This is a genomic window from Curtobacterium sp. MCLR17_051, assembly GCF_003234395.1.
In the GTDB taxonomy this organism is placed as follows: Bacteria; Actinomycetota; Actinomycetes; order Actinomycetales; family Microbacteriaceae; genus Curtobacterium; species Curtobacterium flaccumfaciens.
In genome coordinates this window covers 577236-596349 of sequence record NZ_QKTA01000001.1, presented here as the reverse complement: position 1 = coordinate 596349, position 19114 = coordinate 577236, and the positions used below count along the sequence as shown (strand labels likewise).

The following is a 19114-nucleotide window of genomic DNA, read 5'->3' as shown; positions in this document are numbered from 1 at the left end:
ACCTCGTACGGTTTCCGTACCGCGGTTCGCTGTCGTCCCCCCGCACCAGCCTGCTAGGGCGCCGGTGCTGGCAGTGTCCGCGGCAGGAGGGGAACCCGAACAGCCCGTGACGCACAGCGAGTCCGGTGCCGACCAACCACCGGTGACCGAGACGAGCGAGGGACGTGAGTCCCGGATCAGGGGACTCCCTGCTCGGGTCACCGACGCCACGCGTCGGTGATGCGTGCGTCGCGCTGCAGGGCCCGCCGGTCCGCCCCCATCGACCGGCGCTCCTCCGGGACCGCCCCGGCCATCGGATTCGGGTTCCGTGGCCGGGGCGGACTCATCAGAGCTGCACGCGGCTCAGTAGACGTCGCGCACGTACCGCTTCGCGCGACGCATGTCGGCCAGGTACGCCTGCGCGTCGTCCTCGCCGCGCCCGCGTCCTGTCCGGATGACCTGGAGCAGCGCGGCCTCGACGTCCTTCGCCATGCGTGAGGCGTCCCCGCACACGTACACGTGGCCGCCGTCCTCGAGCCAGGCGAACAGCTCCGCCGACCGCTCGAGCATCCGTGTCTGCACGTAGACCTTCTCGGCCTGGTCGCGCGAGAACGCCAGGTCGAGGCGGTCGAGCACGCCCTGTTCCTGCAGCTCGGTGAGCTCGTCCCGGTACACGAAGTCGGTGTCCCGGTGCTGGTCACCGAAGAACAGCCAGTTGCGCCCCGTCGCCCCGGACACCGCGCGCTCGTGCAGGAACCCGCGGAAGGGCGCGACACCGGTGCCCGGCCCGATCATGATCATCGGGGCCGACTCGTCCGCCGGCACCCCGAACGACGCGTTCGGCTGCAGGTAGACGTCGACGGTGCCGTCCGGGTCGACCCGGTCGGCCAGGAACGTCGACGCGACGCCGGCGTACATCCGGTGCGGGTCGCCGTAGCGCACCGACGCGATGGTCAGGTGGATGCGGTCCGGGTGCGCCAGCGGGCTCGACGAGATCGAGTACTGGCGCGCCTGCAGCGGCCGCAGGTTCGGCAGCAGCTCGTCGAGCCCCGGAGCGGCCGGGCCGGCGTCGCGGAGCAGGTCGAGGACGTCGCGTCCCCAGAGCCAGCGGTCCAGCTCGTGCTTGTCGCCGTGCGCCACGACGGCCGCGAGTTCACTCGACGGCGCGCGCTGCACCAGGTCGGCGATGAGGTCCTTCGAGGGCGTCCGGATCTCACGGTCGGTCCGCAGGACCTCGGTGATCGGCCGGCCGTCGAACGCCTCGCCGCCGTTCGCGCCGACCTGCTCGAGCAGGTCCGCCACGAAGACCTCGTCGTTCACGGGCACGACCGCCAGGGCGTCGCCGGCCGCGTACTCGATGCCCGAGTCGCCGAGGTCGAACTCGTAGTGCCGGATCTCCTTCGCGCTGCGCGGCGAGGAGAGCAGCCGGTTCTCGACCAGGCGTGACGGGTACGGGTTGCGCTTGTTCCACTGCGACCCCGGCCGGGAGGCACGGCTCGCGCCCGCCCCGCCGGTCGCGGCGGCACCGTCGCCGGCACCACCGCCCGTGGTCGCGCCGGGTGCAGCCGTCGCGCCGGCCTCGGCGGCGAGGCGGTCGAGGACCGCCGCGGTCCACAGTGCAGCCGGGTCCTCGAAGTCGACGTCGCAGTCGACACGGTCGTGGATCCGGGTCGCGCCGAGCTGCTCGAACCGGGTGTCGAGGAGCTTGCCGGCCTGGCAGAACTCGTCGTAGCTCGTGTCGCCGAGGCCCAGGACGGCGTACTGCAGCCCCTCGAGCCGCGGCACGGTGCTCGCCTGGACCGCGTCCCAGAACAGCCCGGCGTTGTCGGGCATCTCACCCTCGCCGTAGGTCGAGGTGACGACGAGCACGTGCGACATCTCGGCGAGCTGCTCGGGGGTGACGGCGTCGAGCGCACTGGCACGACCGCCGAGTCCGCGGGCCTTCGCGCCGGCGACGAGCTCGTCGGCCAGGAACTCGGCGTTGCCGGTCTGGGTGCCGAAGAGCACGTCGATCGTCGTCGTGGGCGCGCTGGCCGCGACCTTCTTCCCGGCGGCGGCGATGCCCGCGATGAACCCGGCGAGCCAGGACTCCTGGGCGGCCGAGAACGGTGCGTCGACGGGGATCAGCGACCCGGTCGGGGGGAGCAGGCTCACGCGGTCACCGCCTCGGTCGGCGCCTGCGGTGCACGGCGGGCGATGTCCTCGAGCGCCGCGGTGGCGAGCAGCTCGTCGAAGCGGGCCTCGCGGACGCGGCCGTCGTTCTTGGCGTTCTGGTGCATGATCCACCCCGTGGTGCCCGGTGCGTCCATGCTGCGGTTGTTCCGCTGCGTGAGCGCGCGCTTGTAGTCGTCGAGCCGCTTGATCGCGATGAGCGTGGCGAGCTGGTCGTCGGCGAACCGGTCGAGCGTGCCGCGCAGGTACTTCACGACGCGCTGCTTGACGGAGAAGTCCTCGGTGAGCACGAGGTTCTTGACGGCCTCGGCGACCCGCGGGTCGGCGGTGCCGAACGCACCCGGGACGCGCTCGAGGGCGACGTCCTGGGCGACCCCGAGCACCGTGTACGACGACAGCAGCGAGAACATGTCCTCGCCCTGGTCGCCGAGTGCCGGGGCACGGCCGTCGAGCACCGTGCGCTGGTCGCGGTAGTCGAGCTTGAACGCGCGGAGCTTGTCGGTGGCGATCGAGGTCGCGAGCTCGTCGAGGAGCTCGGGCCGGGTCGCCGCCGCGAGGATCTCGCCGGCGTCCTGCGTGAGCAGCAGGGCACGCGGCATGCCGACGTACACGTGCGCGCGGGCGGTGTCCCACTCGGCGAGCAGCCGCTCGGCCAGGGCCGAACCGGTCGCCTCGAGGTGCCACTCGAGCAGCAGGCGGGCGGCGGCCTCGTGGAACGCACCGCGCTCGGTGTCGGTGACCGGGAACACCAGGAGCGAGTCCGTGCTGGCACGCTCGGCGACCTGGCCGGAGGGGTCGTACTGGTACAGGAACCCACCGGACATGCCGTTGCCGAGGCCCTTGCCGAACGCGCCGAGGTTGAACACGGCGCCACCGGTCATGTACTCGCAGCCGAAGTCGCCCACGCCCTCGACGACGGCGGTCGCGCCGGAGTTGCGGACGGCGAACCGGTCGCCGGCCTCGCCCTCGACGAAGGTGCGGCCGCCGGTGGCCCCGAACAGCGCGAAGTTGCCGACCAGCACGTTGCCGCCCTGTGCGGCGCTGCCGCCACCGGGGGCGCGGACGATGATCCGTCCGCCGCTCTGGCTCTTGCCGACGCCGTCGTTCGCGGTGCCGGTGTGCTCGAGCACGACGCCGTCGTTGTTGAAGACGCCGTAGGACTGCCCGGCCGAGCCCTGCGTGCGGATCGTGACCGCACCGTCCACCAGCCGGCGGCGTCCGCGGTCGTCCGTCGTCACGGCGGGCAGCCCCTGCACGTCCTCGGCGCGGAGCTCGTGGTTGAGCAGGCGCTCGAGGTCGATGCCGAGCTGGCCGCCGACCGACTTGTCGGCGTTGCCGAGCAGCACGCCGTGCACGAGCACGTGCTCCTGCGCGTGGTCGACGAGGGCGGTGCGGACGCGCTCGAGCAGGGCGTCGTCGGTGTGGAAGTCCTTCTCCAGGTACTCCGGGTCCGCGACGACCTTCTCGGGCACCTGGGCGAGCAGGGCACGGGCGTCGAGCCGGCCGACGCTCGCCGGGTGGTCCAGGAGCTGCAGCAGGTCGGTCCGGCCGCGGGCCTCGCGCAGGGAGCGCAGGCCGAGCCGGGCCAGGATCTGCCGCACGTCGTGGGCGATGTTGAGCAGGTACTGCGCGAGCGCGCGGGGGTCGCCCTCGAACGCCTCGGCGTTCGTGGTCAGGCCCGCCGGGCACTTCACGTTGCAGTTCTTCGCCATCACGCAGCCGAGCATCATGAGCGCGGTCGTGCCGAACTCGAAGCTGTCGCCGCCGAGCAGGGCGCTCGTGACGACGTCGCTGCCGGTCTGGTGCGCACCCGAGCAGCGGAGCGTGACCTTCTGGCGCAGGCCGTTCGCGACCAGGGCCTGGTGCACCTCGGCGACGCCGATCTCCGCGGAACGGCCGGCGTACTTCAGGCTGGTGACGGCCGCGGCGCCGGTGCCGCCGGTGTTGCCCGCCACGTTGATCACGTCGGCGCCGGCCTTCGCGACGCCGACCGCGATGGTGCCGATGCCCTCGGAGGAGACGAGCTTCACGATCACCCGGACGCGGGCGGCCTTGCAGTCGTGGATGAGCTGCGCGAGGTCCTCGATCGAGTACGTGTCGTGGTGCGGCGGCGGCGAGATCAGCTCGACACCGGGCGTGCCACCGCGGGCCGCGGCGATGTCCACCGTGACCTTGGGTGCGGGCAGCTGGCCACCCTCGCCGGGCTTCGCGCCCTGGCCGATCTTGATCTCGAGCTCCTCGAGCATGGGGTCGGCGAGGTAGCCGGCCCAGATGCCGAACCGGCCCGAGGCGAACTGCTTGATGCGGGAGCCGCGGATGGTGCCGTAGCGGGAGTGGTGCTCGCCGCCCTCACCGCTGTTCGACATGCCGCCGACCATGTTCGTGCCGTGTGCGACGGCCTCGTGGGCGGTGGCGACGAGCGCGCCGTGGCTCATCGCACCGGACGCCAGGGTCCGGGTGATCTCGTGGGCCGGCTGCACCTCGTCGAGCTCGACGCTCGCCGGGGCGCTCTGCAGCAGCGCGAGCAGGGCGACGGCCGCACCGGTGGCGCGGAGCGTCACCCCGGTGTCGTCGACGGCGTCGACGTCGATCTGTCCGGGGTGGAGCAGCGCGAGGCCATCCGCCAGGGCCGCGTGGCGCAGTGCACCCGTGGTCCCCGTCGACGTGAGCTCCAGGCGGAACCGCTCCGTGCCTCCCGGCAGGTCCTGGTCGTCCGACGGACGCGAGCCGGAGAGCCCGCGGACGGTGACGCTGGCGTTGCCGCTCGTCGAGAAGCGGCCGAGCTCGCGCGCGAAGTCCTCGGCCGTGTCGATGCCGGTGACGTCCGCGGGCAGCGCGAGCACGTCGCGGAGCGCGGCGGGGCGGCGGGACCGCTCGTCGTGGGTCGTCTGCAGGAACGTGACGTAGCCCGGCGTGATGCGGTGCGCGTCGATCTCTGCGTCGCTCAGCCGGTCGTACCCGGTGTTCCGGTACGCGGCGTCGGTGATGCCGAACGAGTCGTCGAGCTGGCCGAGCGTGAGCAGGCGCAGCGCGTCGGAGTCGCCGGAGCGTTCGAAGGCCGGGCGCTCCTCGGTCATGCCGCCGAACCCGCGGACGCTCGCGACGCCGAACGAGTGGCCGGCGCCGTCGGAGCGTTCCTTGAACAGGCCGAGCAGCGGGACCTGGCCCTCGGACGCCACCGAGCGGGCACGCTCGTGCCAGTCCGTCGCCGCCTGGGCGATGCGCGCGAAGCCGACGCCGCCGACCGGGGCCTGCATGTGCGGGAAGATCCGCGCGAGCACGTCATCGCCGGTGTCGAGGTAGTTCGGCTCGAAGAACTCGCCGCCGATGTAGCTCTCGGCCGTGCACAGGCCGACGCGGCCCATGGTCTTCGCCAGGGCCTTCTCGGCGGCCTTGCGGAACTGCTTGAGCGCCAGGTCGGTCGCGGTCAGCTCACCGGCGGGTGCGGGTGCGGCGGGGTACTTCTCCTCCGCACGCAGCCGAGCGCTCAAGCTGTACACAGCGGCGGCACCGAAGCCCAGCGCGGTCGCGACGTGGTGTGACGATGGCAGCTGACCGCTCTCCGCGACGACGGACACCCGCAGGCGCAGACCGGTCTCGATGAGCCGCTGGTTGACGGCGGCCACCGCCAGGATCACGGGGAGGGGCGCATGGGTCGACGACACCTCGCGGTCGGTCACGACCGCGATCCCGCCACCGCGCGCCGCGAACGCCTCGATCGCGTCGCACAGGGCGTCCAGCGCGCCGCGCATCGCGTCGGCGTTGGCGTGCTCGTCGGCGGGCACCGGCACGTAGAGCATGTCGAAGCGCTCGAGCGGCACGATGTCCTGCTCGCGCAGGCGCACCATGTCGAGGTGCCCGAGGATCGGCGACTGCACGACGAGCTGACGCCCCGTGGTGCCCGTGCCGTCCGGCTTCGCGCCGAGTGCCACGCGCATCGACATCCCGTCGGCCTCGCGGATCGAGTCGAGCGGCGGGTTCGTCACCTGGGCGAAGCGCTGCGAGAAGTACTTCGCCATGCCGCCCTCGGTGTCGCTCAGGGCGTTGATCGCGTTGCCGTAGCCCATCGCCGAGATGCGCTCCGACCCGTTCTGCAGCATCGGGTCGAGCATGAACCGGAAGCTCTCCTGGTTCAGCGAGTACGCCACGTACCGGCCCGCGAGCGACAGGTCGCCGTCGTAGCCCAGGGTGGACGTCGTGCGCTCGTAGTCCGGAGCGGGCACGTCGTCCAGGTTCACGCGGGCGGCGTCGAGCAGGGTGCCGTAGTCACGGCGGGCCGCGAGCATGTGCAGCACCTCGCCGGTGCGCATGCGGGTGCCGGTGCGGTGGTCGACGACGAGCATGCCGCCGGCCTCGATGCGGCCTCGGTGCACGACCTCGTCGGCGTCGAACTCGACCTGGCCGGCCTCGGACGACACCATCAGGTACTCGGCCGTCTCGACGGTGCGCAGCGGGCGCAGGCCCAGCCGGTCCAGGCGGGCGCCGACGACGTCGCCGTCGCTGAAGATCACGGCGGCGGGGCCGTCGTTCTTCTCCTCGTACAGCGAGAAGTACTCGAGCATGTCCCGGACGTCCGGGGTCAGGGTGCGGTCGTTCTCCCACGCCGGCGGCATGAGCGAGACCACGGCCTCGACGATCTCGAGCCCGTCGTCGAACACGCGGCTCTGCAGTGTCTGGTCGAGTCGGCTCGAGTCCGACTGCCCGGGCGGACGCACGATGCTCCGGGTGCGGGCCCGCGCGAGCGCCTCGTCCGACAGCCGGTTCTTGCGGTCGGTGTTCAGCTCGCCGTTGTGCGCCATCAGGCGGAACGGCTGCGCCATCGTCGGGTGCGGCTCGGTGTTCGTCGAGAACCGGGTGTGGAAGTACAGCGTTCGCACCGAGTGCCGGGGGTCGCGCAGGTCGGTGAAGTACCCGATCACCTCGCCGGAGTTCAGCCGGCCCTTCAGGATCTGGGTCCGGGCGCTGAGCGACAGCGGGTACAGGGCGGCGTGCTCGGCGCGCTCGGCGGCTGCCTGGGCGTAGGAGACCGCCTCGATGGCGAGCAGGGCGCGGTTCGCGGCGGCGTCGACCTCGGTGCGGTCCCAGTCGGACGGAGCACGGAAGACCCACTGCACGATCGGCAGCTGGTACTGCTCGGCCTCGGGGCGCGCGACGGAGTGGTCCACCGGGACGTCACGGACCAGCAGCAGCTCGAAGCCCTCGGCCGTGATCGCGTCCGTGACGGTCTGCTCGGCGCGGGCGCGCTCGTCGGTGCCGTCCGCTCCGTCGCTGCTCGGCACGAAGCAGTTCGCGACGCCGAAGTGCCCGGCGCGCAGCTGCTCGCCGGTGATGGCGCTGAAGAACTCCACCGACAGGTCGATGCTGACGCCTGCGCCGTCACCGACACCCTCGGCGGACTTGCCGCCGCGGTGCGGGATGGAGCACAGCGCTTCGTCGCCCTTGCGGATGACGTCGTGGCTCGGCGTCCCGTCGAGACGGGTGATGAAACCGACGCCGCAATCGCTCGATTCGCGGGCAGGGTCGTAGAGACCGAAAGAGGTGGGGTTCACGTGCGGGTCCAGTGGGGCGTTGCCGGCAGCGGACGGCGCGGGCTGCATCGATGGAGCGCTCGCCGCGGGCAGACCGATGGTGGCAGTCGGGCCCTGTGGGGTGGTGGTGCGGTAGGGCGATGCTACGGCTTGGTATACCGACCGTGCAACACGGGTGGTGTGCGTGTGATGGTGTCGCACCGTGCGGGTCTGTTCGGCTGGTGCGAGGTTGCACGCTCGGTGCGAGTTCGTAGCGCCGCACGGAGCGTGCAACCTCGCACGGGATGGCCGACGCCACACGGTGCGGCGTGCCGCGGGCGCCGTGCAACCCTGCACCGGGTGGGTAACCCGGCACGGTGTCAGGCTGCTCGCTCGCCGGTTCGGTCGCTCACTGCGATCGGCTCCGTGACCGCCGTGCTCGCGTCGGCCGCCGGGGTGGTGCCGGGGCGGATGAGCTCCGGGCGTCGGCGCCCACGGAACACCCACGCCTTGAACAACACGAACCGCACGCCGGTCGCAACCAGGTTGGCTGCCGTCAGCACCGCGATCTCCGCACCGTGCGAGGCTCCCGGCACCGACGCGTGCAACACCACGAGCGACCCCGACGTGATGGCCCAGGCGATGCCGAACACGACCAGACCCTGCACGTGGTGCCAACCCGCTCCCGCACGGCCCCGCACCCCGAACGTGAACCGCCGGTTCAGTGCGGTGTTGCCGATCGCCGTGACCAGCAGCGCGAGGAAGTCCGCGGTCTGGGCGCCGATCGCCGGCCGGAACAGGGCGTACAGGGCAGCGAACGCCAGGGTCGAGAGCACCCCGATCGCCCCGAACCGCAGGACCTGCCCCAGGAACCCCACGCTCGGTGGGGTGAACGGCTGCCGACCGATCGCCGCGTAGACCGTGCTGATCGGCACCCGCCCGGTGGCGATGTTCCTCGACACCCGCCACATGCCCTTCAGGTCCTCGGTCGCGGTCGACGCGATGTGCACCGAGGAGTTGACGTCGTCGACCCAGTCGACAGGGACCTCGTGGATGCGGAGTCCCGCGTGCTCGGCCAGCACGAGCAGCTCGGTGTCGAAGAACCAGGCATCGTCCTCGCACAACGGCAGCAGGTGGTCGGCGGCGGCCTTCGTGACCGCCTTGAACCCGCACTGCGCGTCCGAGAACGACACCCCCATCGTCGTCCGGAGCAGCAGGTTGTAGGAGCGCGAGATGAACTCCCGCTTGCTGCCGCGCACCACGCGCGACGAACCGGCGAGCCGGGTGCCGATCGCCAGGTCCGAGTGCCCCGACAGCAGGGGTGCCACGAGTGGTTCGAGCGCGGCGAGGTCGGTGGACAGGTCCTCGTCCACGTAGACGAGCACGGCCGCCGGCGATGCCGCCCAGACCTCCTTGAGCGCGCGGCCCCGGCCCTTCTCGGGCAGGTGCACCGCATGCACGCCGGGGAGCATCGCGGCGAGGTCGTCGGCGATCCGGGCGGTGTCGTCGTTCGAGGCGTTGTCCGCGATCGTGATGCGCCACGAGTGGTGCAACGACGTCCGGCAGAAGGCGTGGAGCCGTCGCACGTGGGCGGCGAGCGTGTCCTGCTCGTTGTAGCAGGGGACGACGATGTCGATGTCGAGGGGCTGGTTCGTCTCCGTCATGGCGCTCATGCTCGGCAGCGGGGCTACGGGGGCCGAGGCAGGGCGCTGTGGCCCGGGTAAGAACGAACACCACGTGAACGCAGCGGACACGACACCTGTTGTCCGGATACGTTCGACGCACGATGACGACCGAGCGCGACGACGCACGACGGACGGCCGTGCTGCTCCCCGGGGAGCGGCTGGGGCTGGCGCTCGACGAGCGGTGCCCGGAGTTCACGGAGCTGCTGCTCGCGCCACCGTTGCACGGCATCCGATCCGACGGGCACGACTGGCTCCGGCGTCGGTACGAGCAGATCGTCCCGCTCGTGCTCCCCGCGGCACTGCGCGCGGTCGAGCGTGGGGAGCCGCTCGACCCGGAGTGCCTGGTGCGGCTCCGCGAGGTCGCAGCCGCCAGCGCCGACGACCCGCAGGTCGACGTCTCGGTCGTGCTCCGCGGCGCCCTGCCCGCGATCCGTGTCTTCGCCCTCGTCATGCACACGGCCACCCGCGAGCACGCGACGACGATCGACCACGCCGGCCGGACGATGCTCGCGATGAGCCGGGCATCACTCGTGGCGCACGAACTCGGCTCGTGCTGGGCGGAGGCCTGGGCGCAGCACCGCGGAGGGGCGTCAGCGGACCCGACGACAGCACTCGGCACCGACGACATCGACCTGGTGGCATCGGCGCCCGGCCTGGACGAGACCGAGGAACGGATGCTGGCGCTCGCCGCCCGTGGGCTGTCGAACGACGCCATCGCCAAGGAGACCGCCTACAGCCGACAGGCCGTCGCCTGGCACCTCGGCCGGCTGATGAAGTCCTGGAACGCGCCGAACCGGACGGCGCTGGTGTCGGTCGCCTTCGTCCGGGGCTGGATCCGGTCTCGGCGGGACTTCATGCTGGCTGCACGCAACCGGCCGTCGGCGATCGAAGCGGCGCGGTCGAATGGCGACGCCCCCTGAGACCGAGGTCCCAGGGGGCGTCGCCGACGAACGGAGGAGTCAGCCGCCGTTGACGTGGATGACGTTGTCGATGCGCTCGATGTTGCCGAACACACCCCAGTTCAGCCAGCCGCCGTCACCGTTGTTGGTGACCTTGCCGGGGCCCTTGAACCAGTAGATGACGTAGTTGCCACCCTTGATGTCGATCGACTGGGCGTCCGCGACGTCGCCCTCGACGGTGATGTCCTGGTTCTTGTTGACCACCGCGACGGTGAGGCGGTCGGGGTTGCCGGCGTTCCAGTAGCCGACGTCGAGCGCCGCCTGCACGGCACCGCCGCGGTCGCTCTGGTCGTTGACCGCGTCCTTGATCGCGTTGACGATCGCGACCGGGTCGAGGTTGACGTTGACGCTGCCGCCGACGGACGACGAGGTGCTGGGCGGCGCCGGCTCGGCGGCCTGCGCGGGGGCTGCGACGAACGCCCCGGCGATGACGGCGCCGCCGAGGGCGGTGCCGGCGAGGAGCTTCACGGACTTGCGCTTGAACGAGTTCATGATCGTGTTTCCCATCTCTGCAGTGGTGACCCGTTCGGGTCGTCTTGCTCGGACAGGACCCAGCCTGCGTGCGCTCCGACGCGGATGCACGCGTTGAGTCTCGACGTTGGTCGATCGTCTGACGATCCGGACGACGCTCGGGTTTCGTGCTCAGCGACACCTCACGCCGTCGTCTGTGCGTGAGGTGTCGCTGAGCGCGTGAGAACGCGTCCGAGCGCCCCGGCCAGTGACGCTCTCGGTCAGCGGGGCAGCAGGATCTGCACGATCGCGACGACCACGAGCGCCGCGATCGGGACGCCCGCGATCCAGGCGCCCGCCCGCATCTGCGTCCGGCGGATCGTGGGCGGTGCGTGCGAGGAGCGCGCGAACTCGGTCGCGGCCACGAGCTCCGGCGCCGCGGCGGGCGGTGCGGGCTCGGGCTGGGGGCGGTCGTCCTCGAACGCCGGGACCTCGACCACCAGGTCGGTGGGGTCCGGGCGGCCCGGGAGTTTGTCGTACGCGTTCGTCACGGTGCCTCCTCGTCCGGCGTTCTCCGACCAGTATGCGACCGGGACGGCACTCGGTGAGCAAGAGATGTCGAGTGCGGTCGCGGCACCCGACGTCTTCTGCTCACGAAGCGCCCGAGGGCGGCAGGTCCACGGTGAACGCGGTCCGCCCGGGCTCGGACGCGACCCGCACGCTGCCGCCGTGCGCCATGACGACGGCCCGCACGATCGCCAGCCCGAGACCGCTCGTGCCGTGCTCCCGTGAGCGCGAGGCCTCACCCCGGGTGAACCGGTCGAACAGGGTCGGCAGTGACTCGGCGTGGATCGGCGGCCCGTCGTTCGCGACGACGAAGCGGACGACGGCACCGTCCGACGCAGACGCAGACGCAGACGCCGACCCCGACCCGGGCACCGACTGCAACGACACCACGACGGCAGTCCCCGGCGGCGTGTGCGTCCGGGCGTTGGTCAACAGGTTCGTGACCACCCGTCGGAGCTGCACCTCGTCACCGGCCACGAGCACCGGCTGGTCGTCCACGATCTGCAGCGTCCACCGGTGGTCCGGCGCCGTCGCGCGGGCGTCCATCGTGGCGTCGACGACGAGCGACGTCAGGTCGACCGGCTCGCGGACGACCTGCGCCGCCGCCGCCCCCGACGCCAGGGCCGAGGCGTCGAGCCGTGCGAGCAGCAGCAGCTCGTCGACGAGGTCGCCCATCCGGACGGCCTCGCGTCCGATCCGGTCGACGTTGCGGTGCACGGCGTCCAGGTCGGAGGTCCGCTCCGACAGCTCGGCGTACGCCCGGACGGTGGCGATCGGGGTCCGCAGCTCGTGCGAGGCATCGGCGACGAACGTCCGCATGCCGGCCTCGGCGTCACGACGGACGGTGAGCGCCCGGGCGACGTGACCGAGCAGCCGGTTCAGCGCACCGCCGACCTGCTCGACCTCGCGGTTGGCGCGCAGGTCGGCGTCGGAGACGCGCACGGGGATGTCCGGGTCGCCGCGTTCCAGGTCGAGTGCGGTCACGCCGGACGCCACCGCGGCGACGCGTTCGAGTGGACGGAGCGATCGACTGACGAGCACGGTGAGGGCCCACGCGGCGACGGCGAGTCCGAGCACCGTGACGACCCCGATGACGAGCAGCAGTCGAGCGATCGCGGCGTCGAGGTCGCCGAGGGGGAGCGCGGTGACGAACACGTCGCCGTCGTCGCTGACCGCCTGCACCCGGTAGTCGCCGAGTGCGCCGAGTTCGACCGTCACGGGGTCGTCGCCGGTCTGGACCGCTGCGAGCGTCCGCTGCTGCGCCGCGGTCAGGCGGCGCTGGTCACCGTCCCCGTCGGTGTAGCCACCGAGCACCACGTCGCCGTCGCGGACGATGGCGATGACCGTGCCCGCAGACTGCCCCGGCGCACCGATGAAGGCGTTGTCGGGATCCGGCAGATCGTCCGACGAGGACGAGGACGAGGACGAGGACGACGAGGACGAGGACGAGGACGACGACGACGACCCCGGCGGCGGCCCGGAAGCCCCCGGCGGCGGTTCCGCCCCGTCCCGTCCGCCGACGGTCCGCATCGCCGCCGTCGACAGCTCCGCGTCGAGCCGGTCGACCAGGTACCCCCGGAACGCGACGACGGTCACCGCCCCCACGACGACGTTCGTCGCCACGAGCAGCAGGGCCATCGCCGCCACGATCCGCCAGCGCAACGACGGCACACGCCCGGTGCGCCCGGGGCGGCTCACGTCGCCGGCCGGAGCACGTACCCCGCCCCACGGACGGTCTGCAGCATCGGCTCACGTCCGGCGTCGAGCTTCTTCCGCAGGTACGACACGTACATGTCCACCAGGTTCGACGACGTGCCGAAGTCCATGCCCCAGACGCTCGCCAGCAGCTGCTCGCGGGACAGCACCCGCCTGGCGTTCCGGGCCAGGTGCCGCAGTAGCTCGTACTCGGTCGGCGTGAGCTCGATCGGGTCCCCGGCACGGCTGACCGAGCGGGCGTCCTCGTCGAGCCGGAGGTCCCCGACCACGACCTCGGCGCTCGCCCCGGCCGCGGCGACCCGGGCCGAGGTACGCGCCAGGATCCGGGAACGGACGAGCAGCTCCTCGATGCCGAAGGGCTTGGTCAGGTAGTCGTCGCCGCCGCCGGTCAGCCCGGCGAGCCGGTCCTCGGGGGCGTCGCGTGCGGTGAGGAACAGCACCCGGACGCCGTCGCGGGCGTCGCGGAGCCGTTCGAGCACCTCGAACCCGTCGATGTCCGGCAGCATCACGTCGAGCACGATCACGTCGGGCTGGAACTCCCGGGCCGCGAACAGCACGTCGCGCCCGCGGTGCACCGACCGCACGGCCCATCCGTCGCCCGCGAACGCCAGGGCGACGGCCTCGGCCAGGGCGTGCTCGTCGTCGACGACGAGGGCGCGGACGGGGGAGCCGTCGGTGCGCTGCAGCGGGGTGCCGGGCATGTCCCGGAGCCTATCCACCGCGCCCTCGTCGCCGGTCACTCCGTGCTGCTCAGGTCGTAGACGGTCTGGCCGCCGACGGTCGTCGACTCGTAGTTCGCTGCGACCCACTCCTGGATCGCCGACGCGGTCGACGAGCCGCCGCCCATGCCGCCGCCGGAGCCGGACGACACGTAGTACCCGATGTCGCCGTCGGCGACGTAGGCCTTGAACTGCGCGAGCGTCGGTGCCGGGTCGCTCGACCAGCCGCCGATCGCCATCACGGCGGTGTCGGTGTCGAGTTCGAGCTGCGCGGCCGACTGCGATCCGTTGACCGCGGCCGCCCACTTCGCGTCGGATGCCTCGAGCAGCTCCTGCAGGGCGGACGAGGTCGACGCACCTTCGCCACCACCCCCGGCCTGGAGGCTCGTCCCCGACCCGCCCTCGGAGGTCGCGTCGTCCGTGCCGTCCTGCCCACTGCCCGGCGCCGTACCGGACGTGCCGTCCGGCATCTCCGGCGCCTCGCCGGACGCGCCTTCCGGCGGGGTCCCGCCGGGACCCTGCTGGGAGTCGGACGTGCTGTCGGAGCCGCCGTCGTCGGAGCCGGAGGTCGACCCACCCGGTCCGCCCGTGCCTCCCGGGAAGCCACCGGTACCGCCGCCCATCCCACCGGAGCTGCTGCCCGCCGGACCGACGCTCGGGATCGAACCGGAGTGCGCGACGGTCGTCGTGGCGAGGGCGTAGGCGGTGGTGCCGGACAGGCCGAACAGGGTGCCGGCGAGGACGCCGACCGTGACGAGCCGGCGCAGCGACGGCACGCTGCCGATGACGATCAGTGCCGCGGACAGCAGCCCGCCGGCGAGCATCACCCAGCGCAGCCACGGCAGCCAGGTCGGGTTCTCGTTGAGCAGGCACCAGCCCCAGAACGCGGTGACACCGATCATCGCAGCGAGGCCGAGGCGGCCGACGAAGCGGGCTCGTGCGTGCCAGAGCAGGGCGCCGCCGGTACCGACGAGTCCGGCGATGGCCGGGGCGAGGGCGACCGTGTAGTACGGGTGGATCGTGCCCGACATGTACGAGAACACGAGTCCGGTGACCAGGAGCCAGCCACCCCAGAGGACCAGTCCGGCGCGTGCGGGATCGGCCAGGTGCCGACGGCCGACGACGACCAGCCCGACGACCAGGGCGATGAGCGCCGCGGGCAGGAGCCACGAGATCTCGAGCCCCATCTCGGACGAGAACAGGCGGTTCAGGCCGGTCGAGCCGCCGAACGAGCCGCCGGCGGTGCCGCCGGTCGTGCCGCCGCCTCCGCCGCCGTTGCCCGAGCCTCCGAAGATCCGGCCGAGGCCGTTGTAGCCGAACACCAGGTCGAGCACGGTGTTGTTCGTCGAGCCGCCGATGTAGGGGCGGGACTCGGCGGGCCAGAGCCACACGGCGACGACCCACCAGCCCGCGGCCACCACGAGGGAACCGGCGGCGACGAGCAGACCGATCACCCGTCGGCCCCAGCCGGTGCGGGCGGCGAACAGGTAGACGAGGCCGAAGGCGGGCAGGACGAGCAGGCCCTGCAGCATCTTCGTCAGGAACGCGAACCCGAGGGCGACCCCGGCGAGCGCGATCCACTTCCAGCTGCCCTTCGGCAGCGCCCGCACCGTGCAGTACGCCCCGGCGGTCATCAGCAGGACGAGCAGGGCGTCCGGGTTGTCGAAGCGGAACATCAGCGCCGCCGCCGGGGTCGCTGCCACGACGAAGCCCGCGAGCAGCGCGCCGACGTTCGCGGTGGTGGCACCGAGTCGGGCCAGGGTGCGCCGGACCGTGCCCCAGACCAGGGCGACGGAGCCGACGGCCATCAGCGCCTGGGGGAGCAGCAGGCTGAAGCTCGAGAAGCCGAACAGCCGGGCCGAGAGCACCATCACCCACAGCGAGGCGGGTGGTTTGTCGACCGTGATGAAGTTCGATGAGTCGAGGGAGCCGAAGAAGAACGCCTCCCACGACTTCGTGCCGGCCTGCACAGCGGCGGCGTAGAAGCTGTTGGCGTACCCGGAGACGCTGAGATCCCACATGTACACCACGGCGGTCACGGCCAGGAGCGCCCAGAACGCCGGCCGGAGCCAGCGGGCGTCCTCGCGCTCGCCGAGGAACAGCCGGGCGAGGGGCGGGCGGGGCCGATCCCGGGCGGCACTGCGCGCGGGGTCGCGTCGGTCGGTCACGGGTATCGGGTACGTGGTCATGTCGATGAGCATCCGGGGCGTTCCCCGACTGCTGCACTGCGCCGGCTATGTGCGGGCTAAGGACGCACGGTGCGCGGTTGGCCGGCGGGCGGTGGCGCGGCGCACGGTGCGCTGTCGTTCGGTCCGTGCGGCGTCGCCTGCTCGGTGCGCGGTTGTAGCGCTGCACGGGGCGGGCAACCCCGCACGGGTTGAGCGAGGCCGCACGGTGCGACGCCGGCACCGGGGCGGGCAACCTCGCACGGGGTGAGCGAAGCCGCACGGTGCGAGGGGTCAGGCGTACCGCCGCGCTGCCCGGAGTGCTGCTCCGGAGTACGAGCCGCCGAACAGGAACACGTGCAGCAGCAGCGGCGCGAGCTGGTGGAGTTCGACGCGCTCCTGCCAGCCGTCGGCCAGCCGTGACTCCCGGTCGTAGGCGGCGAGCACCGTCTCGAGCCGGGGCAGCCCGAACAGTCCGAGCAGTGCCAGGTCGGTCTCCGCGTGCCCGCCGTGGGCGATCGGGTCGATGAGCACGGCGCCGGTCGGTTCGGACGAGTCCGTCGGCCAGAGGACGTTGCCGGCCCACAGGTCACCGTGCAGGCGTGCGGGTCGGTCCCCGACGAGCGCGGGCTGCGGCGACCCGAGTGTGCCGTCCTGCACGCGTGCGGCGACCCGCTCGAACACGGCGGCCTCGGCGTGGTCGAACCCGCCGGCGTCGACGATGCGGCGGACGAAGTCGCGGATGCGGTACTCGGCGAAGAACTCACCCCAGGTCGCCGGTGCCCGATCGGCCGCGACGAACGGCGTGCGCGAGCGGCCCATCCGCAGCGCCGCACCGCGGGTCCAGCCGGCGGGCGGTGCACCCCAGTGGTCGGCGCCGGCGGCGTGCGTGTGCGCGAGGGAGCGGCCGAACCGCTCCGCCTGGGCGGCGGTGGGGGAGCCGTCGGAGATCAGCTCGAGGTCGAGCACGGTCGGGGTCGGGCGCCCGAGCACGCGGGCGATGCGGGTGCCGCCGGTGTCCTCGGCCTCGGCGAGCCAGGCGAGTCCGGCGGCTTCGGCTGCCGCTTCGTCCGCGGTGGTGAACGTCTTCACGTGCGTCTCGGCCATCGGTCCATCCTGCCGATGGGGCACCGTCGACCGTTCAGCCGACGATCACCCGGCGACCCGGCGACCCGGTCACCCGGTCACCCGGTCGGTTCTCCCCGCCGGGCCGCGTGCACCACGAGTGCCAGCTGCACCCGGTTCTCGACGCCGAACTTCTCGTACACGTGCCCGACGTGCGTCTTCACGGTGGCCAGGCCCACGTACAGGTCGGCGGCGATCTGCGCGTTGGACGCCCCGTTCGCCACGGCGAGTGCGACCTCCCGCTCCCGCTCGGTCAGCAGGGCGAGCAGCCGGCGGGCCTCGGTGTCGTCCGCAGCGGCATCGACCGGTGGCCCTGCCGGTGCGCCGCCCGGACCACCGGCCGCCTGGCCCGAGCGGGATCCGGCCGCGAACGCGATGACCCGGTCGAGCACGGACGGGGACAGGATCGAGCGCCCGGCCGCCACGGTCCGCACGGCCTGCACGAGTTCGTGCGGCGGGGTGTCCTTGAGCAGGAACCCACGGGCGCCGGCCTGCAGTGCTCCGAGCACGAGGTCGTCCCCCTCGAAGGTCGTCAGCACCAGGACGGCCAGGTCGGGTCGGCGGCGCAGTTCGCGTTCGGTGGCGACGAGCCCGTCGCACCGGGGCATCCGGATGTCCATGAGCACGACGTCGGGCGCGGTCGACGCGATGACGCCTTCGGCCTCGAGCCCGTCGCCCGCTTCGCCCACCACCACCAGGCCGTCGTCGCCGCTGAGCAGCATGCGGAGCCCGACGCGCACGAGCTGGTCGTCGTCGACCAGGACGACGCGGACGGGAGCGGTCACGGAGTCCACGGCAGCACCGCCTCGACCACGTGCACGCGTCCGTCGTCGCTGCCGGCGCGGAAGCTCCCGCCGACGAGCCGGGCGCGTTCGGCGAGCCCGCGCAGGCCGTGCCCGGCGGTCTTCCCGGACGCGTCCGCGTGCGCAGGTCCGTCGGTCAGCGTGTTCGACACCACCACCCGGACCCCGGGACCGGGGACGGTCTCGACCACCACGTCGACGGGTTGTCCGGGGGCGTGCCGACGGGCGTTCGTCAGCGATTCCTGCACGATCCGGTAGGCGTGCCGGCCGACTGCCGTCGGCACTGCTGCGCCGTCGGTGTCGACGCGCGCCCGGACGGTCGCACCGCCGGAACGCGCCTGGTCGAGCAGGTCAGGCAGGTCGACGAGCGTCGGCTGCGGAGGCGCGGTGCCGGTCACCTCGTCGCCGCCGGTCGCCGCGGGGTCGCGCAACACCCCGAGGACGTCGCGCAGGTCGGTCAGCGCGGAGTGCGCCTCGGCCCGTACGACCCCGGCCGCCGCGGCGGTCTCGTCGGGGGTGAGCCCCGGGCCGCGGTACTCGAGCGCGCCGGCGTGCAGCGCGACCAGGGACAGCCGGTGGCCCAGGACGTCGTGCATCTCGCGGGCGATGTGGGCGCGCTCCTGCTCGCGGGCACGGTCCTCGCGCAGCTGCTGGTCGCGTTCGAGCAGGGCGGCCCGCTCACGCAGCGACAGCAGGAGCGCCCGGCGCTGCCCGATCGCGATGCCGATGACCACGAGCAGGGCGATGCCGACGACGCCCGCGATCAAGATTTGCCAGAGCGGCATGTCGTCGGCCGGGGGCGCCAGGACGACGTCGTAGAGCACCGTGGCACCGAGCAGCACCGCACCGGCGACGGCGAGCTCGACAGCCCGGCGCCGGGTGGCGAGCGACACCGTGGCGATTGCGGCCGCTCCGACCGCCAACGTCGACACCGAGCTGAGGGCAGCGATGACGACCGTGATCAGCAACGGTGCCCGGTGCCGGAACGGCAGGAGGACGAGGGCGGCCAGACCGGCACCCACGTCGCCGAGGATCAGTGCGCCGACGTGCAGGTCGCTCCACCCACGGGTGTCCATCGTCGGCCACACGAGCCCCGCGGTGAGCAGCCCGGTCAGGGCCGCGACGGCGACACGCCAGGTCTGGGACCACACACGCTGCCCGAGCGGCACGGCGGGGAGCGTGGTCGAGGTCATGCCCCGAGCCTAGGGAGCCGTCGGGACGAGCGGATCCGCCGAAGGTCGGAGCTGCCGGAGCAGCCTGACCAGGG

The 19114-nt window shown here is 72.6% G+C and carries 12 protein-coding genes; 1 reads left to right on the top strand and 11 read right to left on the bottom strand.

Features of this window, described 5'->3' with window-relative positions; translation table 11 throughout:
• Positions 1-342: 342 nt before the first annotated feature.
• The 3 genes from DEJ06_RS02815 to DEJ06_RS02805 all read right to left on the bottom strand — a co-directional run bounded on the left by DEJ06_RS02815 (position 343) and on the right by DEJ06_RS02805 (position 9331).
• Positions 343-2133 (bottom strand): sulfite reductase subunit alpha, encoded by a 1791-nt coding sequence (locus tag DEJ06_RS02815; protein ID WP_111038331.1) that lies wholly within the window; start codon positions 2131-2133, stop codon positions 343-345.
• Complete coding sequence (locus tag DEJ06_RS02810) at positions 2130-7700, bottom strand: glutamate synthase-related protein (protein WP_111038330.1); 5571 nt, start codon at positions 7698-7700, stop codon at positions 2130-2132. Before DEJ06_RS02810 ends, DEJ06_RS02815 begins: the two co-directional genes overlap by 4 nt.
• A 338-nt stretch (positions 7701-8038) precedes the next feature.
• A complete protein-coding gene (locus tag DEJ06_RS02805) occupies positions 8039-9331 on the bottom strand; it encodes a bifunctional glycosyltransferase family 2/GtrA family protein (RefSeq protein WP_111038329.1) in 1293 nt (430 codons plus the stop codon).
• A 113-nt stretch (positions 9332-9444) separates the two neighbouring features.
• On the opposite strand from DEJ06_RS02805, the gene DEJ06_RS02800 reads away from it, so the two are divergent.
• Positions 9445-10263 (top strand): helix-turn-helix transcriptional regulator, encoded by an 819-nt coding sequence (locus tag DEJ06_RS02800; RefSeq protein ID WP_111038328.1) that lies wholly within the window; start codon positions 9445-9447, stop codon positions 10261-10263.
• 39 nt (positions 10264-10302) lie between these two features.
• On the opposite strand, the gene DEJ06_RS02795 is transcribed toward DEJ06_RS02800, so the two are convergent.
• From DEJ06_RS02795 to DEJ06_RS02760, 8 genes are all read right to left on the bottom strand, one after another.
• Positions 10303-10809, bottom strand: a complete 507-nt coding sequence (locus DEJ06_RS02795; RefSeq protein ID WP_245165815.1) for a hypothetical protein — start codon at positions 10807-10809, stop codon at positions 10303-10305.
• A gap of 224 nt (positions 10810-11033) precedes the next feature.
• Positions 11034-11303 carry a hypothetical protein gene (locus DEJ06_RS02790; protein ID WP_027466025.1) on the bottom strand — a complete coding sequence of 90 codons (270 nt, stop codon included), beginning with the start codon at positions 11301-11303 and terminating at the stop codon, positions 11034-11036.
• Between the two features lie 100 nt (positions 11304-11403).
• Positions 11404-13017 carry a cell wall metabolism sensor histidine kinase WalK gene (locus tag DEJ06_RS02785; protein ID WP_146245781.1) on the bottom strand — a complete coding sequence of 538 codons (1614 nt, stop codon included), beginning with the start codon at positions 13015-13017 and terminating at the stop codon, positions 11404-11406.
• Positions 13014-13736, bottom strand: coding sequence for a response regulator transcription factor (locus DEJ06_RS02780; protein WP_111038326.1), 723 nt, complete (start codon positions 13734-13736; stop codon positions 13014-13016). Before DEJ06_RS02780 ends, DEJ06_RS02785 begins: the two co-directional genes overlap by 4 nt.
• 35 nt (positions 13737-13771) lie before the next feature.
• Positions 13772-15943, bottom strand: a complete 2172-nt coding sequence (locus DEJ06_RS02775) for a glycosyltransferase family 39 protein (protein WP_258372392.1) — start codon at positions 15941-15943, stop codon at positions 13772-13774.
• A 270-nt stretch (positions 15944-16213) separates the two neighbouring features.
• Entirely contained in the window at positions 16214-17026 is an 813-nt protein-coding gene (locus DEJ06_RS02770) for a fructosamine kinase family protein (protein ID WP_111038325.1), read from the bottom strand.
• A 77-nt stretch (positions 17027-17103) separates the two neighbouring features.
• On the bottom strand, positions 17104-17838 hold the full coding sequence (locus DEJ06_RS02765) for a response regulator transcription factor (RefSeq protein WP_111038324.1): 735 nt from the start codon (positions 17836-17838) through the stop codon (positions 17104-17106).
• Positions 17826-19040: a sensor histidine kinase gene (locus DEJ06_RS02760; protein ID WP_111038323.1), complete on the bottom strand. Its 1215-nt coding sequence runs from the start codon at positions 19038-19040 to the stop codon at positions 17826-17828. Before DEJ06_RS02760 ends, DEJ06_RS02765 begins: the two co-directional genes overlap by 13 nt.
• Positions 19041-19114: the final 74 nt, after the last annotated feature.

Bases quoted from the DNA above. Each gene is read 5' to 3' on its own strand.
- DEJ06_RS02805 (WP_111038329.1), bottom strand. From the start codon at position 9,331: ATGAGCGCCATGACGGAGACGAACCAGCCCCTCGACATCGACATCGTC.
- DEJ06_RS02800 (WP_111038328.1), top strand. From the start codon at position 9,445: ATGACGACCGAGCGCGACGACGCACGACGGACGGCCGTGCTGCTCCCC.
- DEJ06_RS02795 (WP_245165815.1), bottom strand. From the start codon at position 10,809: ATGGGAAACACGATCATGAACTCGTTCAAGCGCAAGTCCGTGAAGCTC.
- DEJ06_RS02780 (WP_111038326.1), bottom strand. From the start codon at position 13,736: ATGCCCGGCACCCCGCTGCAGCGCACCGACGGCTCCCCCGTCCGCGCC.
- DEJ06_RS02775 (WP_258372392.1), bottom strand. From the start codon at position 15,943: ATGACCACGTACCCGATACCCGTGACCGACCGACGCGACCCCGCGCGC.
- DEJ06_RS02770 (WP_111038325.1), bottom strand. From the start codon at position 17,026: ATGGCCGAGACGCACGTGAAGACGTTCACCACCGCGGACGAAGCGGCA.
- DEJ06_RS02760 (WP_111038323.1), bottom strand. From the start codon at position 19,040: ATGACCTCGACCACGCTCCCCGCCGTGCCGCTCGGGCAGCGTGTGTGG.